We start from the raw sequence: 20,472 nt of genomic DNA, 5'->3' as shown, positions 1-20,472 counted from the left end.
TGCACCGGATCACAATAAGAAACGTTTGATAGATATCGGCTTCTAACCCGATACACCCCACGCAAACGGGAGAACGGGGTGTGCAGCGCAAGCCCCTTGAAACCGGCAAGGCCTGCCCCACCTACGGGACAACAAGGCCAGATGCCACTGCGAAGAGGAGTGCCGCCATGCAAATGATCTACAACAGCCCCAACTACTGCGTCGTCGAATTTGCGCCGCAGGCCGGCCACCATCTGATGAATGCCGGCGGATACGAAATCGTCGACAAGAACGCGCAGCGCGAGATCTTCATCGACGGCGAACTCGCCGAGCGATTCCGCGCACACGTGAAGCAACTGATCGAGGATGAACCGTCGCTCGACGAAGTGGACGAATTCCTCGGACAGTTCGACAGTCTGATGATGATGCCCGTCGTCCTGCACTGACGACCCGCGGCCCGGCGCATCGCCGGGCCATTCGCCGCGTTCGAGCGGCGCCGCGAGCACTCCGATCCAAGCCCCCGTCCGGTTCGCCGGGCGGGGGTTTTCGTTTGTTGGCGCGGGCCGGGCGGCGCCCCGGCGCACCGGCTACAATGACGGTTTTCCCGTCTTCGCCGCTCTTCCGCCATGTCCGCGACCCCTCTCGCCGCTTCCGCCCCGCTCGACGCGCCCTACACGCGCGGCGCCGACCTGCCCGCGCTGCTGAAATCGCGCATCCTGATCCTCGACGGCGCGATGGGCACGATGATCCAGCGCTACAAGCTCGACGAGGCCGCGTATCGCGGCGAGCGTTTCAAGGATTTCCCGCGCGACATCAAGGGCAACAACGAACTGCTGTCGCTCACGCAGCCGCAGATCATCAGCGAGATCCACGACCAGTACTTCGCGGCCGGCGCGGACATCGTCGAAACCAACACGTTCGGCGCGACGACGGTCGCGCAGGCCGACTACGGGATGGAAGACCTCGTCGTCGAGATGAACGTCGAATCGGCGCGGCTCGCGCGCGAATCCGCCGCCCGCTACAGCACGCCGGCCAAGCCGCGCTTCGTCGCGGGCGCGATCGGGCCGACGCCGAAGACGGCGAGCATCTCGCCGGACGTCAACGACCCGGGCGCGCGCAACGTCACGTTCGACGAGCTGCGCAACGCGTATTACCAGCAGGCGAAGGCGCTGCTCGACGGCGGCGTCGACCTGTTCCTCGTCGAGACGATCTTCGACACGCTGAACGCGAAGGCCGCGCTCTTCGCGCTCGACGAACTGTTCGAGGACACCGGCGAGCGCCTGCCGATCATGATCTCGGGCACCGTGACCGACGCGTCGGGCCGCATCCTGTCGGGCCAGACGGTCGAGGCGTTCTGGAATTCGCTGCGTCACGCGAAGCCGCTCACGTTCGGCCTGAACTGCGCGCTCGGCGCGGCGCTGATGCGCCCGTACATCGCCGAGCTCGCGAAGCTGTGCGACACCTACGTGTCGTGCTACCCGAACGCGGGCCTGCCGAACCCGATGAGCGACACCGGCTTCGACGAGACGCCGGACGTCACGTCGGGCCTGCTGAAGGAATTCGCGCAGGCCGGGCTCGTGAACCTCGCGGGCGGCTGCTGCGGCACGACGCCCGAGCACATCGCCGAGATCGCGAAGGCGCTCGCCGACGTGAAACCGCGCCGCTGGCCGAGCCAGTACAGCGACGCCGCCTGACCGACCGCCCCAACGCCCGCCCTACCTCATACGAATTCGCACCGCCATGACCGATCACATGATGCGCCTTGCCGGCCTCGAGCCGTTCAACGTCACGTCCGGGACGCTCTTCATCAACGTCGGTGAACGCACCAACGTCACCGGCTCGAAGGCATTCGCGCGGATGATCCTCAACGGCCAGTTCGACGAGGCGCTCGCCGTCGCGCGCCAGCAGGTCGAGAACGGCGCGCAGGTGATCGACATCAACATGGACGAGGCGATGCTCGATTCGAAGGCGGCGATGGTGCGCTTCCTGAACCTGATCGCATCCGAGCCGGACATCGCGCGCGTGCCGATCATGATCGACTCGTCGAAGTGGGAAGTCATCGAGGCGGGCCTCAAGTGCGTGCAGGGCAAGGCGATCGTGAACTCGATCTCGCTGAAGGAAGGCGAGGAAGCGTTCCGCCACCACGCGAACCTGATCCGCCGCTACGGTGCGGCCGCGGTCGTGATGGCGTTCGACGAGACGGGCCAGGCCGATACCTACGAGCGCAAGACCGAGATCTGCAAGCGCTCGTACGACTTCCTCGTGAACGAAGTCGGCTTCCCGCCGGAAGACATCATCTTCGACCCGAACATCTTCGCGGTCGCGACCGGCATCGAGGAGCACAACAACTACGCGGTCGACTTCATCGAGGCGACCCGCTGGATCAAGCAGAACCTGCCGTACGCGAAGGTGAGCGGCGGCGTGTCGAACGTGTCGTTCTCGTTCCGCGGCAACGACCCGGTGCGCGAGGCGATCCACACCGTGTTCCTGTATCACGCGATCCAGGCGGGCATGGACATGGGCATCGTGAACGCGGGGCAGCTCGGCGTGTATGCCGATCTCGACCCGGAACTGCGCGAGCGCGTCGAGGACGTGATCCTGAACCGCCGCGCGGATTCCACCGACCGCCTGCTCGAGATCGCCGACAAGTTCAAGACCGGCGCCGCGAAGAAGGAGGAGAACCTCGAGTGGCGCAACCAGCCGGTCGAGAAACGCCTCGCGCACGCGCTCGTGCACGGCATCACGAACTTCATCGTCGACGATACGGAAGAAGCGCGCGCGGCCATCGCCGCGGCCGGCGGCCGCCCGATCAACGTGATCGAAGGCCCGCTGATGGACGGGATGAACATCGTCGGCGACCTGTTCGGCCAGGGCAAGATGTTCCTGCCGCAGGTCGTGAAATCGGCGCGCGTGATGAAGCAGGCGGTCGCGCACCTGATTCCGTTCATCGAGGAAGAAAAGCGCCTGCTCGCCGAAGCGGGCGGCGACGTGCGTGCGAAGGGCAAGATCGTCATCGCGACCGTGAAGGGCGACGTGCACGACATCGGCAAGAACATCGTGTCGGTCGTGCTCCAGTGCAACAACTTCGAAGTGGTCAACATGGGCGTGATGGTCCCGTGCAACGAGATCCTCGCGAAGGCGAAGGTCGAGGGCGCGGACATCATCGGGCTGTCGGGCCTCATCACGCCGAGCCTCGAGGAAATGGCGTACGTCGCCTCCGAGATGCAGCGCGACGACTACTTCCGCGTGAAGAAGATTCCGCTGTTGATCGGCGGCGCGACGACCTCGCGCGTGCATACGGCCGTGAAGATCGCGCCGCACTACGAAGGCCCCGTCGTCTACGTGCCGGACGCCTCGCGCTCGGTGTCGGTCGCGTCGAATCTGCTGTCGGACGAAGGCGCGGCGAAGTACCTCGACGAACTGAAGTCCGACTACGAACGGATCCGCGACCAGCACGCGAACCGCAAGGCGCAGCCGATGGTCACGCTCGCCGAAGCGCGCGCGAACAAGACGAAGATCGACTGGGCCGGCTACCAGCCCGTGAAGCCGAAGTTCATCGGCCGCCGCGTGTTCCGGAACTACGACCTGAACGAGCTCGCGAACTACATCGACTGGGGCCCGTTCTTCCAGACCTGGGACCTCGCGGGCCCGTATCCGGCGATTCTGAACGACGAGATCGTCGGCGAATCGGCGCGGCGCGTGTTCTCGGACGCGAAATCGATGCTCGCGCGCCTGATCCAGGGCCGCTGGCTGACCGCGAACGGCGTGATCTCGCTGCTGCCGGCGAACACGGTCAACGACGACGACATCGAGATCTACACCGACGAGTCGCGCTCGGAAGTGCTGATGACGTGGCGCAACCTGCGCCAGCAGAGCGTGCGTCCGGTGGTCGACGGCGTGATGCGCCCGAACCGCTCGCTCGCCGACTTCATCGCGCCGAAGGAATCGGGCGTCGCCGACTACATCGGGATGTTCGCGGTCACGGCCGGGCTCGGCGTCGACGTGAAGGAAAAGCAGTTCGAAGCCGACCACGACGACTACAGCGCGATCATGCTGAAGGCGCTGGCCGACCGCTTCGCGGAAGCGTTCGCCGAGGCGATGCACGCGCGTGTGCGCCGCGAGCTGTGGGGCTATGCGAGCGGCGAGACGCTCGACAACGATGCGCTGATCGCCGAAAAGTACGCGGGCATCCGCCCGGCGCCCGGCTACCCGGCGTGCCCCGACCACTTGGTGAAGCGCGACATGTTCGACGTGCTGCAGGCGAACGAGATCGGCATGAGCGTGACCGATTCGCTGGCGATGCTGCCGGCGGCCAGCGTGTCGGGTTTCTACCTCGCGCACCCGGACAGCACGTATTTCTCGGTCGGGAAAATCGGTCAGGATCAGCTCGAGGACTACGCGCAACGCATGGCCCTGTCGCTCGACGACGCGCGCCGCGCGCTCGCGCCGCAGCTCTGATCGATGCGCGACCGGGGCGGCCTCGGCGCCTTTTGATCAGACAAATAAAAAGCCCGCGTCGCGCGGGCTTTTTCTTGCCTGATCAATCCTGCGGCCGCGTCGGCCGGGCAACGAAGCTCAGAAGCCCCAGTGCACGTCGGCCTCGCCGGCCTTCGCTTCACGCAGCATCGTGAGGAACGGCGCGACGCGCTGCGCCAGGCTCGGCGGCACTTCGTGGTGCGCGTGGTCGTCTTCGTCCTCGTGGAAATGGCCCGCGTGCTCGGCGCGCTCCTGCTTCGCCTGCGCGACAGCGCCTTCCAGCTTGGCGATCGCGTGGTCCAGTTCGTCGTGCGTAATGACGCCGCGTTCGCCCAGCTGCTTGCCGACGAGGCCCAGCACGTATACGGCGAAATCCTTCAGCACGTCGAGATCCTGTGCCGCCTTGCTCTTGAACGTAATCATGACAATTCCCTTTTCATCTTGTTGTGCCCGCGCGGCGCAGTTGGGGGGACGCCGGCAGACCGGCGTCCGGCCTCGCGGACGCGGGGCGCCTGAGCGGCATATTAGCACCTGTTAAAATTCTGCGATCCCTGAAACGCGCGCTTAAAAAGCGCGCCGGCCGGCCGGCGTTTCCGGCCGCCACCAACGAAGCCTTCTACCAGCATGCTGCCAGCACACAAACAGACCCTCGAAGCCCTGCTCGCGGATAGCGTCACGCAGGTCGCACACGCGCTGAAAGGCGCCGACGCGGCATTCGTCACCCCGGCCATCACGCTGGAGCGCCCGAAGGTCGCCGCGCACGGCGACGTCGCGTGCAACGTCGCGATGCAGCTCGCCAAGCCGCTCGGCACGAACCCGCGCCAGCTCGCCGAGAAGATCGTCGCCGCCCTCACGGCCCAGCCGGCCGCGCAAGGGCTCGTCGACGCGGCCGAAATCGCCGGCCCCGGCTTCATCAACCTGCGCCTGACGGCCGCCGCGAAACAGGCGGTGATCGCCGCCGTGTTCGACCAGGGCCGCGCGTTCGGCACGTCGGAGCGCGAAAAGGGCAAGCAGGTGCTGCTCGAGTTCGTGTCGGCCAACCCGACCGGCCCGCTGCACGTCGGCCACGGCCGCCAGGCGGCGCTCGGCGACGTGCTCGCGAACGTGATCGCGAGCCAGGGCTACGCGGTGCACCGCGAGTTCTACTACAACGACGCCGGCGTGCAGATCGGCAACCTCGCGATCTCGACGCAGGCGCGCGCGCGCGGCCTGAAGCCGGGCGACGCGGGCTGGCCGGAAGCCGCGTACAACGGCGAATACATCGCCGACATCGCACGCGATTACCTGAACCGCGAGACGGTGGCCGCGAAGGACGGCGAGCCGGTCACCGGCGCGGGCGACATCGACGATCTCGACGCAATCCGCAAGTTCGCGGTCGCGTACCTGCGTCACGAGCAGGACATGGACCTGCAGGCGTTCGGCGTGAAATTCGACCAGTACTACCTCGAGTCGTCGCTGTACAGCGAAGGCCGGGTCGAGAAGACGGTCGACGCGCTGATCAAGGCCGGCATGACCTACGAGCAGGACGGCGCGCTGTGGCTGCGCACGACCGACGAAGGCGACGACAAGGATCGCGTGATGCGCAAGTCGGACGGCACATATACGTATTTCGTGCCGGACGTCGCGTACCACGTGACGAAATGGGAGCGCGGCTTCACGAAGGTGATCAACATCCAGGGCTCGGACCACCACGGCACGATCGCGCGCGTGCGCGCGGGCCTGCAGGGCCTGCACGTCGGCATTCCGAAGGGTTATCCCGACTACGTGCTGCACAAGATGGTCACCGTGATGCGCGACGGCCAGGAAGTGAAGCTGTCGAAGCGCGCGGGCAGCTACGTGACGGTCCGTGACCTGATCGAATGGTCGGGCGGCGCGGCGCCGGGCCAGGAAGCGGCACCCGACCTGATCGACGAGGCGACCATCACGCGCGGCCGCGACGCGGTCCGTTTCTTCCTGATCTCCCGCAAGGCCGACACCGAATTCGTGTTCGACATCGACCTCGCGCTGAAACAGAACGACGAGAACCCGGTCTATTACGTCCAGTACGCGCACGCGCGGATCTGCTCGGTGCTCAACGAACTGAAGTCGCGCTACAACGTCGAGGCGGCGCAGCTGCCCGGCGCCGACCTGTCGCAGCTCACGAGCCCGCAGGCCGTGTCGCTGATGCAGAAGCTCGCCGAGTATCCGGACATGCTCACGCACGCGGCGAACGAACTGGCGCCGCACGCGGTCGCGTTCTACCTGCGCGATCTCGCTGGTGAATTCCACTCGTTCTACAATGCGGAGCGCGTGCTGGTCGACGACGAAGCGCCGCGCAACGCGCGCGCCGCGCTCCTCGCCGCGACCCGGCAGGTGCTCGAGAATGGTCTGGCGGTGCTCGGCGTGTCCGCGCCCGCCAAGATGTAAGCGGCCCGAACCGGGCTGCGAATGGCCGCAGCGGGCGCCGCCGTCGGATGCCCGCCGCGGCCTTTTCACGATTCTTTTTGCAGGTGACTCAAGCAATGGCACAACCACGCCGAACTTCGAAGCAATCGAAACAAGCCGGAGGGACATTTCTTGGAATCGTGCTGGGCCTGATCGTCGGCCTCGCGATCGCGGTGGTGGTGGCGCTCTACATCACGCGTTCGCCGTCGCCGTTCGTGTCGAAGGTCGCGCCGCCGCCCGCCGACAACGGCGCGAGCCAGCCGCAGCAGTTCGACCCGAACCGCGCGCTGCAGGGCAAGACGCCCGGCCAGCCAGTGCCGCAGGCCGCGCAGCCCGCGCCGCCCAATACCGCGCCCGGCCAGGCCGCGAACCAGACCCAGGGTGGCCTGCTGCCCGAGCCGCAGATCGTCGAAGTGCCGCCGTCGGGCAACACGAACGGCACGACCGGCTCGAGCAACACCACCGCGTCGAACAATGCATCGTCGGGCAACGGCGTCGCCGTCGCGCCGAAGCCGGCCGACAACACGCCGCCGCCGAAGAAGACGCAGCAGGCGCAGCAACAGCAACAACAGCAGCAAGGCGGCGAGGACGACCTCGCGCGCTTCGCCGCGCAGAAGCAGGCGCAGCAGGCTGCCGCGCAGAAACAGCAGCAACAGCAACAGGCCGCGAACACGCCGAAGCCGGCGCCGTCCGCGACGTCCTCCGCGGCAGCGAAACCGCCGACCGCGAACGATGCGAACACCGGCTACTTCCTGCAGGTCGGCGCGTACAAGACGGAAGGCGACGCCGAGCAGCAGCGCGCGCGCCTGGGCTTCCAGGGCTTCGAGTCGAAGGTGTCGAAGCGCGATGTCAGCGGCGTGACCTATTTCCGCGTGCGCGTCGGCCCGTTCTCGAAATTCGAGGATATGAACTCGGCCCGTCAGCGCCTGTCCGATGCAGGTGTCGACACGGCGGTGATCCGTTTCACGAAGCAGTAAGCAACCGGCCGCGCCCACGCAGAACCCGTTACGTTTCGTAACCCGAGCAACTGATTCGACGTCTACAACATGAAAAAACTGCTTAGCACGCTCCTTCTGTCCCTGGGCCTGGCCGCCGCCGGCTTCGCCCAGGCAACGCCGGCCGCACCGGTGTCCGGCAAGGACTTCGAGGTGATGAAGTCGCCGCAGCCGGTGTCCGCGCCGGCCGGCAAGGTCGAGGTCATCGAGTTCTTCTGGTACGGCTGCCCGCACTGCTACGAATTCGAGCCGACGATCGAGGCCTGGGTGAAGAAGCAGGGCAACAACATCGACTTCAAGCGCGTGCCGGTCGCCTTCCGCGACGATTTCGTCCCGCACTCGAAGCTGTTCTACGCGGTGTCGGCGCTCGGCATCTCGGAGAAGGTCACGCCGGCGATCTTCAACGCGATCCACAAGCAGAAGAACTACCTGCTGACGCCGCAGGCGCAAGCCGACTTCCTGGCGACGCAAGGCGTCGACAAGAAGCAGTTCATGGACGCGTACAACTCGTTCAGCGTGCAGGGCCAGGTGAAGCAGTCGGCCGAGCTGCTGAAGAACTACGCGATCGACGGCGTGCCGACGGTCGTCGTCCAGGGCAAGTACAAGACGGGCCCGGCTTACACGAACAGCATTCCGGGCACCGCGCAGGTGCTCGATTACCTCGTGAAGCAGGTTCAGGACAAGAAGCTCTGATCCCCGCCCGCGCGCCGGCATGACTACTCCGCTGAAGGTCTTCATCACCGGCGCGTCGAGCGGCCTCGGCCTCGCGATGGCCGAGGAATACGCCCGCCAGGGCGCCACGCTCGCCCTCGTCGCGCGCCGCACCGAGGCCCTCGATGCGTTCGCGCGACGCTTTCCCAAGCTGTCCGTCTCCGTCTACTCCGCCGACGTGCGCGACGCCGATGCGCTCGCCACGGCCGCCGCGTCGTTCATCGCCGCGCACGGCTGCCCCGACGTCGTGATCGCGAACGCCGGCATCAGCCAGGGCGCCGTCACGGGACAAGGCGATCTCGCCACGTTCCGCAACGTGATGGACATCAACTATTACGGGATGGTCGCGACGTTCGAGCCGTTCGTCGGCCCGATGACGGCCGCGCGCCACGGCACGCTGGTCGGCGTCGCGAGCGTCGCAGGCGTGCGCGGCCTGCCCGGTTCCGGCGCGTACAGCGCGTCCAAGTCGGCCGCGATCAAGTATCTCGAGGCGCTGCGCGTCGAGCTGCGCCCGGCCGGCGTCGGCGTCGTGACGATCGCGCCCGGCTACATCCGCACGCCGATGACCGCGCACAACCCGTACCGGATGCCGTTCCTGATGGACGCCGACCGCTTCGCGGCCCGCGCCGCACGCGCGATCGCCCGGCAGCACGCGTTCCGCGTGATTCCGTGGCAAATGGGCGTCGTCGCGAAGGTGCTGCACGTGCTGCCGCGCTGGCTCTACGACCGTCTGTTCGAAAAGGCGCCGCGCAAGCCGAAGGCCGGCGCGCACTGAGCGCATCGGGTGCATCGGGTGTCCGGCACGTCTGTCGCGCCGCCCCGTCGCATGCGGAGCTTCCTTCTGTCGGCCGTATCACGGATCGCACGCCGCGAGCCTTCCGCTTCTCCGCTTCTCCGCTTCTCCGCTTCTCCGCTTCTCCGCTTCTCCCTTCCGCCGCCCCAAGCAAATTCGCGCCGGCCCGTCTCAATTTGCAGTCTCCCCGCAACCGCCTCGCCCGCCCGCCATTCACTGCCGCACCTGCCTCGCCTCCCCCGCCGCTGCGCCGCCCCAACACGCATTCCGTCGCGAACGCAGCCGTTTTTCGCTCAACTCGCCGCGTTCCGGCGCCTTTTTTCACGCGCGGCGCGCTTTGACGGTATGCTATCCGCCAGCCGCGCCGGCCTGCTCGCTGTCGGGCCGCGCCCGCATTCCGACACCCGGCAAAAAATCACAAGTCACATGGGAGAACCTATGCAGGTCAAGCTGTTCGCCGCGGCCGCGCTCGCCGCCGCCCTCGCCGCTCCCGGCCTAGCCGCCGCCAAGCCGCTCACCGTCTGCACGGAATCGAGCCCGGACGGCTTCGACGTCGTGCAGTACAACTCGCTCGTCACGACCAATGCATCGGCCGACGTGATCTTCAACACGCTCGTGTCGTACGACGAAGCCGCGAAGAAGGTCGTGCCCGCGCTCGCCGACAAATGGGAAGCGAGCGCCGACGGCCTCACGTACACGTTCCACCTGCGCCCGAACGTCGCGTTCCAGACCACCGACTACTTCAAGCCGGGCCGCCCGCTGAACGCGGACGACGTCGTGTTCACGTTCTCGCGGATGCTCGACGATGCGAACCCGTGGCACAAGGTCGCCGGCGCGAGCGGCTTCCCGCACGCGCAGTCGATGGGCCTCGTGAAGCTCGTGAAGTCGGTCGCGAAGGTCGACGACAGCACGGTGAAGTTCGTGCTGAACGAGCCGAACGCGACGTTCGTGCCGATCCTGACGATGGGCTTCGCGTCGATCTACTCGGCCGAATACGCGGACCAGCTGCTGAAGGCCGGCAAGCAGGCCGACCTGAACGCGAAGCCGATCGGCACCGGCCCGTTCGTGCTGAAGAGCTACACGAAGGACGCGCTGATCCGCTACGACGTGAACCCGGCCTACTGGGGCACGAAGCCGAAGGTCGACCGGCTGATCTACGCGATCACGCCCGACGCGTCGGTGCGCATGCAGAAGGTGAAGGCCGGCGAATGCCAGATCGCGCTGTCGCCGAAGCCGCAGGACGTGCTCGCCGCGAAGGGCGAAAGCGCGCTGAAGGTCGTGCAGACGCCCGCGTTCATGACCGCATTCGTCGCGCTGAACACGCAGAAGAAGCCGCTCGACAACGACAAGGTGCGCGAGGCGCTGAACCTCGCGTTCGATCGCGCGACCTACCTGAAGGTGGTGTTCGACAACACGGCGACGGCCGCGAACAACCCGTATCCGCCGAACACGTGGAGCTACGCGAAGGACGTCGCGCCGTATGCGTACGATCCCGCGAAGGCGAAGCAGTTGCTCGCGCAGGCCGGTTTTCCGAACGGCTTCTCGACGACGATCTGGACGCGCCCGACGGGCAGCGTGCTGAACCCGAACCCGAAGGCCGGCGCGGAACTGCTGCAAGCCGACCTCGCGAAGATCGGCGTGAAGGCCGAGGTGAAGGTGATCGAATGGGGTGAGCTGATCAAGCAGGCGAAGCTCGGCCAGCACGACATGCTGTTCATGGGCTGGGCCGGCGACAACGGCGATCCGGACAACTACCTGTCGCCGCTGTTCAGCTGCAACGCGGTGAAGTCGGGCATCAACTTCGCGCGCTTCTGCGACGCGCAGCTCGACAAGCTGATCGCCGACGGCAAGGCGACCGCCGATCAGGCCAGGCGCGCGAAGCTGTACGAATCCGCGCAGAAGATTATCCACGACCAGGCGCTGTGGATTCCGCTCGGCTACCCGACCGCGGCCGCGCTCACGCGCGCGAACGTGAGCGGCTATCACGTCAGCCCGTTCGGCCGCCAGAACTTCGCGGCGGTCGCCGTGCAGTAACCGCACGTGGCGCGCAAGCGACGGCACGCTCGCCCGTCGCTTGCGGCCCGCGCGCCGCGCTTGCTACACTGCGCGCTCATTCCTCATACCGGACGCCAGCCGAAGTGAACAACTAAGCCTTCCAAAAAATGTTTTCGCCGCCGTGCCACGCACGCCGCGCGAAGGGTTTCACGCATTTTCGGAGGTGCTTATGGCTGCTGCCACGCCGACCGGCGCGCTCGTCGCGCTTCATCACGTTTCTTTCCGCTTCGACGACGGCGTCACGCTGTTCGATTCGCTCGACCTTTCCATCGATCGCACGCCGACGGGCATCGTCGGCCGCAACGGCGTCGGCAAGAGCCTGCTCGCGCAACTGATCGCGGGCCGGCGCACGCCGAGCGCGGGCACGATCGACCGGCAGACGCCGGTCGTCTACGTCGCGCAGCAACACGACGACGCGCGGGCCGGCACGCGGAGCGTCGCGGAAATCGCCGCGCTCGACGCGCCGCTCGCGGCCCTCGCGCGCCTCGCGGACGGGCGCGCGACGGCGCACGACTTCGACCTGATCGGCGATCGCTGGGACCTGGCCGAGCGGCTGCGCGCGGCGCTCGACGCGGCCGGCCTGCACGACGTGCGCGCCGACACGCCCGCGCATGCGTTGAGCGGCGGCCAGATGGCGCGCGTCGCGCTGATCGGCGCGTTGCTGTCGGAAGCCGGGCTGCTGGTGCTCGACGAACCGACCAACCACCTCGATGCGCCGGGCCGTGCATGGCTGCGCGGCGCGCTGGACGGCTGGCGCGGCGGTGTCGTCGTCGTCAGTCACGACCGTGCGTTGCTCGCGCACGTGCAACGCATCGTCGAGCTGACGCCGCACGGCGTGCGCGCATACGGCGGCAACTACGCGCTGTATCGCGCGCAACGCGATGCGCAACACGAGGCCGCGCAGGCCGCGCTCGAGCATGCGCGCACCGAGCGCGGGCGCGCGCGGCGCCGGCTCGAACAGGAACACGACACGATCCAGCGCCACGCGGCCGGCTCGCTGCGCGACGCGAAGGCGGCCAACCTGTCGTCGATGGCGCGACAGAGCCGCAAGGGGGCGGCTCGCAGCATCATGGGGACGGTCCGCCGTCACCAGAGCGAATGCAAGGCGACGCTCGATGCGCGCGTGCAGGAAGCCGCCGCGCGCGTCGAAGCCGACGCGCCGGTGCTCGTGTCGCTGCCGGGCACCGAGGTGAGCGCGCGCCGCCAGTTGTTCGCGCTCGAGCGCGCGCAATTGCCGTGGCGCACCGCGGGCCGCACGGACGCGATCACGTGGTCGGCCAGCGGCCCCGTGCGCATCGCGCTGACGGGCCCGAACGGCTGCGGAAAATCGACGCTGCTGCGCATGCTCGCCGGCGAACTCGCGCCGCGCGCCGGAACGTGCACGACGCACGTGAGCGCCGCGTATCTCGATCAGCGGCTCGCGCTGCTCGACCCCGAACGCTCGATCGTCGAGCAGTTGGGACGCCTCGATACGCCGCTCGCCGAAGGCGACCTGCGCAGCCGGCTCGCGCTGCTGCAGCTCGATGCCGCGCGCGCGACGCAGCCGGTGTACCGCCTGAGCGGTGGCGAACGGCTGAAGGCTGCGCTCGCGTGTGCGCTGTGGCGCGGCACGCCCGCGCAGCTGCTGCTGCTCGACGAGCCGACCAATCACCTCGATCTCGAATCGGTGCGCGCAATCGAAGCCGCGTTGGCCGGCTTCCCCGGTGCGCTCGTGGTCGCGTCGCACGACGACGCGTTTCTCGCGGCGCTCGCACCGACGCACACGATGCAATGGCAGCGCGACGGGTGGCGCTACGAACCCGTCGCGTGACGGCGACGACGCACGCTCAGCGCGCGGAACGGAAACGCAGCACGCCGTCGTCGCCCTGCTCGCGCACGAGTTCGCCCGCGAGCCACAGCAGGTTCAGGTGCGCGAGCGCCTCGCCGAGCGCGAAGGTCATCTGGTGGATGTCGAGCTCGCGGCGGCGGAACATGATCGGCACGATGTCGGCCGCGCTCGCCGGCTTTTCCGCGCAGGCGACGCGCACTTCGTCGAGCCGCGCGTCGTGATGCGCGCGCAGCTGCGCGATGCGCGTGCGCACGCCGCGGAACGGCTTGCCGTGCGACGGCAGCACGAGCGTATCGGGCGCCATCGTCTCGTAGCGGCCGAGCGATTCCAGGTACAGCGCGAGCGGGTTGGCTTCCGGCTCGAGGTCGAACACGGACACGTTGGTCGAGATGCGCGGCAGCACCATGTCGCCGGAGATCAGCACGCCGTCCGCTTCGCTGTGAAGCGCGCAATGTTCAGGCGAATGACCGTAGCCGGTGACGACGCGCCACGTGCGCGCGCCGATCTTCACCGCGTCGCCTTCGCGCAGGCGCCGGTAGCGCGGCGGCACGGCCGGCACGAGGTCCGAGTAGTAGCTGCGGCGGCTGCGCAGCTTCTCGAGCGCGACCGGATCGGTCAGGCCGTGGCGCGCGAAATGATCGGCCGCGGCCGCGCCGCCGGCGTTCGAACCGTTGCCGGCCGCCATCAGGCAGCCGAACATGTATTCGCCGAGCGTCATCCACAGCCGCACGTTCCAGCGGCCCTTGTCGCCGCCTTCGCAGAGCCAGTTCGCGAGGCCGAAGTGATCGGGATGGCAATGCGTGACGAGCACGCGCAGCACCGGCAGCCCGTCGAGATGCGTGTCGAAAATCCGTTCCCAGTGCGTACGGATCGCGTCCGACGAGATCCCGCAGTCGACGATCGTCCAGCCGGCCTGCCCGTCGATCTCGTCGCGCAGCAGCCAGAGGTTGATGTGATCCAGCGAAAACGGCAGCGGCATGCGCAGCCAGCGCACGCCGGGCGCGACCTCGAACGTGTCGCCCGCGGCGGGCAGCGTGTCGGCGAAGGGATAGTCGAGTTGGTGTTCCAGTGCGTTCATCGGTGGGGCGTCTCGTCGTTGTCAGGGCAAATGCCCGTGCGAATGCGGGGCGCGCGCGCGGGCGGCAGGCCGCGGCGGGCATCGCGTCGATTCTATCGCCGTCGCGCGAAACGCGTGCCCGGCGGGGCGCCGGACGGTCAAAAAAAGTTCGTGCCAGAATCGATTCCGTACCCGTATCTTTACGCGAAGATGCACCGAACGGCATGTAACGGCGCACAACCCGCGCATTGACGGCACTTGGCTCCGGCCCCCGAAAGTCATTGAAACGCCGACTTGGGCGCTAAAATGGCGAGTGCTTACAGTCCCTCTCGAACGAGCCTGCACGCGATGAATCACTTCCCCAAACTGCTGTCGTCGCAGATCGGTTTCGACGTCGCACAGACGATGCTCGAATACTTCGACCGCCACTACCGGATCTTCCGGGAAGCCGCCGTCGAGGCGAAGACGCTATTCGAGCGCGGCGACTGGCACGGCCTGCAGCGGCTGGCGCGCGAGCGGATCACGTCGTACGACGATCGCGTGCAGGAATGCGTCGAGGTGCTGGAGGACGAATACGACGCGGAGAACATCGACGACGAAGTGTGGCAGCAGATCAAGCTGCACTACATCGGCCTGCTCACGTCGCACCGCCAGCCCGAGTGCGCGGAGACGTTCTTCAATTCGGTGTGCTGCAAGATCCTGCACCGCTCGTATTTCAGCAACGATTTCATCTTCGTGCGCCCCGCGATCTCGACCGAATACCTCGAGAACGACGAGCCGGCCGCGAAGCCGACCTATCGCGCGTACTACCCGGGCACCGACGGGCTCGCGGCCACGCTCGAGCGCATCGTCACGAACTTCCAGCTCGAGCCGCCGTTCGAGGATCTCACGCGCGACATCGGCTGCGTGATGCAGGCGATCGCCGACGAATTCGGCGAGTTCGACGCCGCGCCGAATTTCCAGATCCACGTGCTGTCGTCGCTCTTCTTCCGCAACAAGAGCGCGTACATCGTCGGCCGCATCATCAACGCCGATCGCGTGCTGCCGTTCGCGGTGCCGATCCGCCACGTGCGCCCGGGCCTGCTTGCGCTCGACACCGTGCTGCTGCGCCGCGACCTGCTGCAGATCATCTTCAGCTTCTCGCATTCGTATTTCCTCGTCGACATGGGCGTGCCGTCCGCTTACGTGGACTTCCTCTGTACGATCATGCCGGGCAAGCCGAAGGCCGAGATCTACACATCGGTCGGGCTGCAGAAGCAGGGCAAGAACCTGTTCTACCGCGACCTGCTGCACCATCTGTCGCATTCGAGCGACCGCTTCATCATCGCGCCCGGGATCAAGGGCCTCGTGATGCTCGTGTTCACGCTGCCGTCGTTCCCGTACGTGTTCAAGATCATCAAGGATCACTTCCCGCCGCCGAAGGAAACGACGCGCGCGCAGATCATGGAGAAGTACCAGCTCGTGAAGCGCCACGACCGTCTCGGGCGGATGGCCGACACGCTCGAGTATTCGAGCGTCGCGCTGCCGCTGTCGCGGCTCGACCATGCGCTGGTGCGCGAGCTGGAGAAGGAAGTGCCGTCGCTGCTCGAATACGAGGACGGCAATCTCGTGATCAAGCACCTGTACATCGAGCGCCGGATGACGCCGCTCAACCTGTACCTGCAGAACGGCACCGACGCGGACGTCGAGCACGGCGTGAAGGAATACGGCAACGCGGTGAAGGAGCTGATGAAGGCCAACATCTTCCCGGGCGACATGCTGTACAAGAACTTCGGCGTCACGCGTCACGGCCGCGTCGTGTTCTACGACTACGACGAGATCGAATACCTGACCGACTGCAATGTGCGGCGCGTGCCGCCGCCGCGCAACGAGGAAGACGAACTGTCCGGCGAGCCGTGGTATACCGTCGGCCCGCACGACATCTTTCCGGAAACCTACGGACCGTTCCTGCTCGGCGACCCGCGCGTGCGGACGGTCTTCATGAAGCATCACGCGGATTTTTTCGAGCCCGCGCTGTGGCAGGCCAGCAAGGACAAGCTGCTGCAGGGCGAGTTGCCCGACTTTTTCCCGTACGACGCGTCGCTGCGCTTCAGCGTGCGCTACCCCGCGCGCTTCGACGCGACGCCGGACGCCGGTGACGACGCAGGCGACGCGCAGCGCGCCGCCTGACACGCGACCGGATCCAATCGAATCGAACCCGTTATCGACCCGCTTTCCGCCAACGGAATCCACACCGATGAATACCCAAGACAATCCGCTTTCACATCTGTTCGACAACAACGACGCCTGGGTCAAGCGCCAGCTCGCCGACGATCCCGACTTCTTCGCGCGTCTCGCCGACCAGCAGGCGCCGGAATATCTGTGGATCGGCTGTTCGGATTCGCGCGTGCCCGCGAACCAGATCATCGGCCTGCCGCCGGGCGAAGTGTTCGTGCACCGCAACATCGCGAACGTCGTCGTCCATAGCGACCTGAACTGCCTGTCGGTGATCCAGTTCGCGGTCGACATCCTGCGCGTGAAGCACATCATGGTCGTCGGCCACTACGGCTGCTCGGGCGTGAACGCGGCGCTCCACAACCGCCGCGTCGGCCTCGCGGACAACTGGCTGCATCACGTGCAGGACGTGCGCGAGCGCCACGCGGCGCTGCTCGACGAATGGCCGGTCGGCGAGGCGCGCTATCGCCGCCTGATCGAGCTGAACTCGATCGAGCAGGTCGTCAACGTGTGCCGCACGACGATCGTCAACGACGCGTGGGCGCGCGGCCAGTCGCTCACCGTGCACGGGCTCGTGTACGGCGTGCACGACGGGCGGATGCGCAACCTCGGGATGTCCGTGTCGAACTTCGACGCGCTCGATGCGACCTACAAGCGCTGCGTCGCGGCGCTGACCGCGCGGGGCCAGCACGCGCCCGACAACGACATGGTCGCGGCGGATGCCGCGCGGCTCGACGACGTCGCGCAGGCGGTCGCCGACACGCTGAAGCCGTGCGACGACGCGAAGTAACGTGCGCCCGCGCCGTCGCGGCCGAAGACGCATCGCGCGTCCGGCCGCGACGGGCATCGAACTGATCTGACACCGACACTGCCGCGACGGCGGTGCACTGCGAAGGAGCGGCGAACATGAAAACCGTATTGATCGTCGGCGCATCGCGCGGCCTCGGACGCGAATTCGTCCGGCAATACCGGCGCGACGGCTGGAACGTGATCGCGACCGCGCGCGACGACGCGTCGCTCGCCGCGCTGCGCGAACTCGGCGCGCACGCGCACGCGCTCGACATCGCGCAACCCGAACAGATCGCGGCGCTCGGCTGGAAGCTCGACGGCGAACGGCTCGACGCCGCCGTGCTCGTGTCGGGCGTGTACGGGCCGCGCACCGAAGGCGTCGAAACCATCGGCGCCGAGGATTTCGACGCGGTGATGCACACGAACGTGCGCGGGCCGATGCAGTTGCTGCCGATCCTGCTGCCGCTCGTCGAGGACGCGCGCGGCGTGCTGGCCGTCGTCTCGAGCCGGATGGGCAGCATCGCCGAGGCGACCGGCACGACCGGCTGGCTGTACCGCGCGAGCAAGGCCGCGCTGAACGACGTGCTGCGCATCGCGTCGCTGCAGACGCGCCACGCCGCATGCATCTCGCTCCATCCCGGCTGGGTGCGCACCGACATGGGCGGCGCGCAGGCCGCGATCGATCCGGAAACCAGCGTGACCGGCATGCGCCGCGTGATCGCCGAAGCCGGCGCGGACGTGTCGCAGGCCAACGGCCGTTTCTTCCAGTACGACGGCGTCGAGCTCAGCTGGTGAGCCGGCATCACAACCCGACGTCGTTAATTCACGATTCGCATGATTTTGAACCGACCTGACGCGTGCCCGTGCGGCGGCGCGTCCCCCGCGCCTGCCGGCAAAGCCCCGGCGCCGCGCTATGCGGCCTGCTGCGGCCGCTTCATCGACGGCGGCGAAGCCGCGCCGACCGCGCTCGAGTTGATGCGCTCGCGGTACAGCGCGTACGTGCTCGGCGCGACCGACTACCTGCGCGCGACCTGGGACGCGCGCACCTGCCCGGCCGATCTCGATGCGGACCCGGACGCGCCCGACGCGCCGCGCTGGCTCGGCCTCGCGATCAAGCGCCACGCGCCGCTCGACGAACGGCACGCGGAGGTCGAATTCGTGGCCCGCTACAAGGTCGGCGGGCGGGCGTACCGGCTCCACGAGACGAGCCGGTTCACCCGCGACGAGCACGGTTTCTGGCGCTATGTCGACGGAGAAGTAAGTGAACGCTGACAAATAGTTGCCATGTCAGACGCCGGGTAATTCCCGCATTGCACAACCTGAATTTGTCGGGCTAGGATGGCCCTCAGATTGGTCATGTTGCATGGCAGGGCTTACGAATGGCGTTCAGCAAGGTATTGGTGGGATGGATGGCGGCCTGTGCGCTGTCGGCCGCTCAGGCCGGTGCGCTGCCGGGCGCAAACGCCGGCGCGGCCACGGCCGGCGGCTCGCTCGCCCACGCCGAGCGCTTCGATTACGGCGATTCGGGCCTCCCGCAGGTCGCCGCCAACCTCAACGAACAAATCGTCAGCATTCCGGCCGATGCCTCGGGCGCCGTGATGCTCGAGGCCACGCTGTTCAAGCCGAACGGCCCCGGCCCCTTCCCGCTCGTCGTCTTCAACCACGGCAAGAACACCGGTGACCTCCATCAGCAGCCGCGCAGCCGGCCGCTCGCGTTCGCGCGCGAATTCGTGCGCCGCGGCTATGCGGTGATCGCGCCGAACCGCCAGGGTTTCGCGGGGTCGGGCGGCTCGTACCAGCAGGAAGGCTGCAACGTCGGCAAGAACGGGCTCACGCAGGCCGCCGACGTCGACGCGACGGTCCGCTACATGTCGCGCCAGTCGTACGTCGATGCGTCGCGCATCGTCGTCGCGGGCACGTCGCACGGCGGCCTCGTGTCGGTCGCGTACGGCACCGAAGCGGCGCCCGGCGTGCGCGGCATCATCAACTTCTCCGGCGGGCTGCGCCAGGATCTGTGCGACGGCTGGCAGCGCAATCTCGTCGACGCGTTCGACCATTACGGCGCGCATACGGCCGTACGTTCGCTGTGGCTGTACGGCGACAACGATTCGGTATGGACGCCCGCGCTCGTCGCGCAGATGCACGACGCGTACGTGTCGCACGGCACGCAGGCGCAGTTCATCGATTTCGGCCGCTACAAGGACGACGCGCACCGGCTGATCGTCGATCGCGACGGCGTGCCCGTGTGGTGGCCGGCCGTCAATGCGTTCCTCGCGGATCTGAACCTGCCGACCTCGGTGCGCTACGCGGTCGCCAACCCGCACGAACCGAATGCGACCGGCTATGCGTCGATCGATGCGGTCGACGCGGTGCCGTTCCTCGACGAGGCCGGCCGCGAAGGCTATCGCCGCTTCCTGAACCAGCATCCGAGCCGTGCATTCGCGGTGTCCGCCGAAGGCGCATGGTCGTGGGCCGAAGGCGGCGACGATCCGATGGCGCTCGCGCTCGACAATTGCTCGAAGCAGGGTGCGGGCGCATGCCGGCTGTATGCGGTCAACGACCGCGTCGTGTGGAACGCGAACGCGACGCAGACGGCCGACGACGGCAACGCCAACCCGCGCGCACTGGCTTCGCGCTGACGCGCGAGCCGCGGCGCTCCGGGGCGGGCGCTGCCCGCGTCTCCCCCTTCTCCCTTCTCCGTTTCATGAACGCGCGCCGCGGCCCGCGGCGGCGTTCGCACGCCCGTTCACGCGGCCGCATGCCCCGCCGAAGAACGCCTGGCCCGCAACGCCGTCCAGGGTCGTTTTCGGGCGTTTCCTGAATCTCGGCCGCGCCTGAGTCCGCGCGACATTCGCCGGCGACCGTGCACGTCGCGTCGCGCTTCCCGCCCCGATTTTTCGCCCGTCGGCATCAGCCTGCCCACGATTTTTTTCTGTCGGGGGGGCTCACTCGAACGTCGTCATCTGCGGTCATTTCTGGGCTTCTGGCGCGTACCGTCCCGAGCACCCCGCATCTGCGCCGAACTCCCGTCCGGCAAGGCTTTGCGGTGTTTGTAACCGGTAGTGCAACGTGCGGCGGAACACGCTAATCTCAGCGCGTTTTCCGTCCGTCGCCGCGCGGCATCCCGTTCGATGCCCGCCGCCGTTTTACC

Annotated in this window: 16 protein-coding genes; 14 read left to right on the top strand and 2 right to left on the bottom strand. The window is 67.4% G+C overall.

From position 1 onward, the window contains the following. Positions 1 to 167: 167 nt before the first annotated feature. The 3 genes from WS46_RS18795 (at position 168) to metH (ending at position 4,437) form a co-directional block, all read left to right on the top strand. The gene (locus WS46_RS18795; protein WP_006477667.1) at positions 168 to 425 is read left to right on the top strand and encodes a DUF3567 domain-containing protein; all 258 of its coding nucleotides are present in this window, start codon (positions 168 to 170) and stop codon (positions 423 to 425) included. Positions 426 to 605: 180 nt separating this feature from the next. After that, the gene (locus WS46_RS18790) at positions 606 to 1,673 is read left to right on the top strand and encodes a homocysteine S-methyltransferase family protein (RefSeq protein WP_059523975.1); all 1,068 of its coding nucleotides are present in this window, start codon (positions 606 to 608) and stop codon (positions 1,671 to 1,673) included. A gap of 46 nt (positions 1,674 to 1,719) precedes the next feature. Then, positions 1,720 to 4,437 carry a methionine synthase gene (gene metH / locus WS46_RS18785; protein ID WP_059691409.1) on the top strand — a complete coding sequence of 906 codons (2,718 nt, stop codon included), beginning with the start codon at positions 1,720 to 1,722 and terminating at the stop codon, positions 4,435 to 4,437. Between the two features lie 117 nt (positions 4,438 to 4,554). On the opposite strand, the gene WS46_RS18780 is transcribed toward metH, so the two are convergent. Further along, complete coding sequence (locus WS46_RS18780; protein ID WP_059523970.1) at positions 4,555 to 4,878, bottom strand: DUF1840 domain-containing protein; 324 nt, start codon at positions 4,876 to 4,878, stop codon at positions 4,555 to 4,557. Positions 4,879 to 5,079: 201 nt separating this feature from the next. On the opposite strand from WS46_RS18780, the gene argS reads away from it, so the two are divergent. The 6 genes from argS (at position 5,080) to WS46_RS18750 (ending at position 13,243) form a co-directional block, all read left to right on the top strand. Further along, positions 5,080 to 6,861, top strand: a complete 1,782-nt coding sequence (gene argS / locus WS46_RS18775) for an arginine--tRNA ligase (protein ID WP_059523968.1) — start codon at positions 5,080 to 5,082, stop codon at positions 6,859 to 6,861. A 95-nt stretch (positions 6,862 to 6,956) separates the two neighbouring features. Continuing rightward, a complete protein-coding gene (locus WS46_RS18770; protein WP_059691408.1) occupies positions 6,957 to 7,856 on the top strand; it encodes an SPOR domain-containing protein in 900 nt (299 codons plus the stop codon). A 69-nt stretch (positions 7,857 to 7,925) separates the two neighbouring features. Next, a complete protein-coding gene (locus WS46_RS18765; RefSeq protein WP_059465878.1) occupies positions 7,926 to 8,567 on the top strand; it encodes a thiol:disulfide interchange protein DsbA/DsbL in 642 nt (213 codons plus the stop codon). A gap of 19 nt (positions 8,568 to 8,586) precedes the next feature. Beyond that, positions 8,587 to 9,360, top strand: a complete 774-nt coding sequence (locus WS46_RS18760; RefSeq protein ID WP_059465877.1) for an SDR family oxidoreductase — start codon at positions 8,587 to 8,589, stop codon at positions 9,358 to 9,360. A 456-nt stretch (positions 9,361 to 9,816) separates the two neighbouring features. Beyond that, positions 9,817 to 11,412: an ABC transporter substrate-binding protein gene (locus WS46_RS18755; RefSeq protein WP_059691407.1), complete on the top strand. Its 1,596-nt coding sequence runs from the start codon at positions 9,817 to 9,819 to the stop codon at positions 11,410 to 11,412. A gap of 190 nt (positions 11,413 to 11,602) precedes the next feature. Next, positions 11,603 to 13,243 (top strand): ABC-F family ATP-binding cassette domain-containing protein, encoded by a 1,641-nt coding sequence (locus tag WS46_RS18750; RefSeq protein ID WP_059691406.1) that lies wholly within the window; start codon positions 11,603 to 11,605, stop codon positions 13,241 to 13,243. Positions 13,244 to 13,259: 16 nt separating this feature from the next. Here the strand turns inward: WS46_RS18750 and WS46_RS18745 are convergent, their stop codons facing one another. Beyond that, positions 13,260 to 14,339: an MBL fold metallo-hydrolase gene (locus WS46_RS18745; protein ID WP_059691405.1), complete on the bottom strand. Its 1,080-nt coding sequence runs from the start codon at positions 14,337 to 14,339 to the stop codon at positions 13,260 to 13,262. Positions 14,340 to 14,666: 327 nt separating this feature from the next. On the opposite strand from WS46_RS18745, the gene aceK reads away from it, so the two are divergent. The 5 genes from aceK to WS46_RS18720 all read left to right on the top strand — a co-directional run bounded on the left by aceK (position 14,667) and on the right by WS46_RS18720 (position 19,960). Beyond that, positions 14,667 to 16,487 carry a bifunctional isocitrate dehydrogenase kinase/phosphatase gene (gene aceK / locus WS46_RS18740; RefSeq protein ID WP_059691404.1) on the top strand — a complete coding sequence of 607 codons (1,821 nt, stop codon included), beginning with the start codon at positions 14,667 to 14,669 and terminating at the stop codon, positions 16,485 to 16,487. A 67-nt stretch (positions 16,488 to 16,554) separates the two neighbouring features. Further along, positions 16,555 to 17,322: a carbonate dehydratase gene (gene can, locus WS46_RS18735; protein ID WP_059691403.1), complete on the top strand. Its 768-nt coding sequence runs from the start codon at positions 16,555 to 16,557 to the stop codon at positions 17,320 to 17,322. 116 nt (positions 17,323 to 17,438) lie between these two features. Next, complete coding sequence (locus tag WS46_RS18730) at positions 17,439 to 18,116, top strand: SDR family oxidoreductase (protein WP_059524034.1); 678 nt, start codon at positions 17,439 to 17,441, stop codon at positions 18,114 to 18,116. A gap of 39 nt (positions 18,117 to 18,155) precedes the next feature. Then, entirely contained in the window at positions 18,156 to 18,593 is a 438-nt protein-coding gene (locus tag WS46_RS18725) for a YchJ family protein (RefSeq protein ID WP_059691402.1), read from the top strand. 107 nt (positions 18,594 to 18,700) lie between these two features. Next, the gene (locus WS46_RS18720) at positions 18,701 to 19,960 is read left to right on the top strand and encodes a dienelactone hydrolase family protein (protein ID WP_059691401.1); all 1,260 of its coding nucleotides are present in this window, start codon (positions 18,701 to 18,703) and stop codon (positions 19,958 to 19,960) included. The last annotated feature ends 512 nt before the right edge of the window (positions 19,961 to 20,472 follow it).

The organism is Burkholderia sp. RF4-BP95 (genome assembly GCF_001521985.1).
GTDB classification, from domain to species: domain Bacteria; phylum Pseudomonadota; class Gammaproteobacteria; order Burkholderiales; family Burkholderiaceae; genus Burkholderia; species Burkholderia diffusa.
The sequence above is the reverse complement of the archived record's forward strand: the minus strand, read 5'-3'. Positions and strand labels throughout refer to the sequence as shown.

Coding starts and splice junctions, on each gene's coding strand:
- argS (WP_059523968.1), top strand. CDS start 5,080: ATGCTGCCAGCACACAAACAGACCCTCGAAGCCCTGCTCGCGGATAGC.
- WS46_RS18780 (WP_059523970.1), bottom strand. CDS start 4,878: ATGATTACGTTCAAGAGCAAGGCGGCACAGGATCTCGACGTGCTGAAG.
- WS46_RS18760 (WP_059465877.1), top strand. CDS start 8,587: ATGACTACTCCGCTGAAGGTCTTCATCACCGGCGCGTCGAGCGGCCTC.
- WS46_RS18720 (WP_059691401.1), top strand. CDS start 18,701: ATGGCGTTCAGCAAGGTATTGGTGGGATGGATGGCGGCCTGTGCGCTG.
- WS46_RS18750 (WP_059691406.1), top strand. CDS start 11,603: ATGGCTGCTGCCACGCCGACCGGCGCGCTCGTCGCGCTTCATCACGTT.
- WS46_RS18755 (WP_059691407.1), top strand. CDS start 9,817: ATGCAGGTCAAGCTGTTCGCCGCGGCCGCGCTCGCCGCCGCCCTCGCC.
- WS46_RS18765 (WP_059465878.1), top strand. CDS start 7,926: ATGAAAAAACTGCTTAGCACGCTCCTTCTGTCCCTGGGCCTGGCCGCC.
- WS46_RS18725 (WP_059691402.1), top strand. CDS start 18,156: ATGATTTTGAACCGACCTGACGCGTGCCCGTGCGGCGGCGCGTCCCCC.
- WS46_RS18770 (WP_059691408.1), top strand. CDS start 6,957: ATGGCACAACCACGCCGAACTTCGAAGCAATCGAAACAAGCCGGAGGG.
- WS46_RS18730 (WP_059524034.1), top strand. CDS start 17,439: ATGAAAACCGTATTGATCGTCGGCGCATCGCGCGGCCTCGGACGCGAA.
- WS46_RS18745 (WP_059691405.1), bottom strand. CDS start 14,339: ATGAACGCACTGGAACACCAACTCGACTATCCCTTCGCCGACACGCTG.
- can (WP_059691403.1), top strand. CDS start 16,555: ATGAATACCCAAGACAATCCGCTTTCACATCTGTTCGACAACAACGAC.
- metH (WP_059691409.1), top strand. CDS start 1,720: ATGACCGATCACATGATGCGCCTTGCCGGCCTCGAGCCGTTCAACGTC.
- WS46_RS18795 (WP_006477667.1), top strand. CDS start 168: ATGCAAATGATCTACAACAGCCCCAACTACTGCGTCGTCGAATTTGCG.
- WS46_RS18790 (WP_059523975.1), top strand. CDS start 606: ATGTCCGCGACCCCTCTCGCCGCTTCCGCCCCGCTCGACGCGCCCTAC.
- aceK (WP_059691404.1), top strand. CDS start 14,667: ATGAATCACTTCCCCAAACTGCTGTCGTCGCAGATCGGTTTCGACGTC.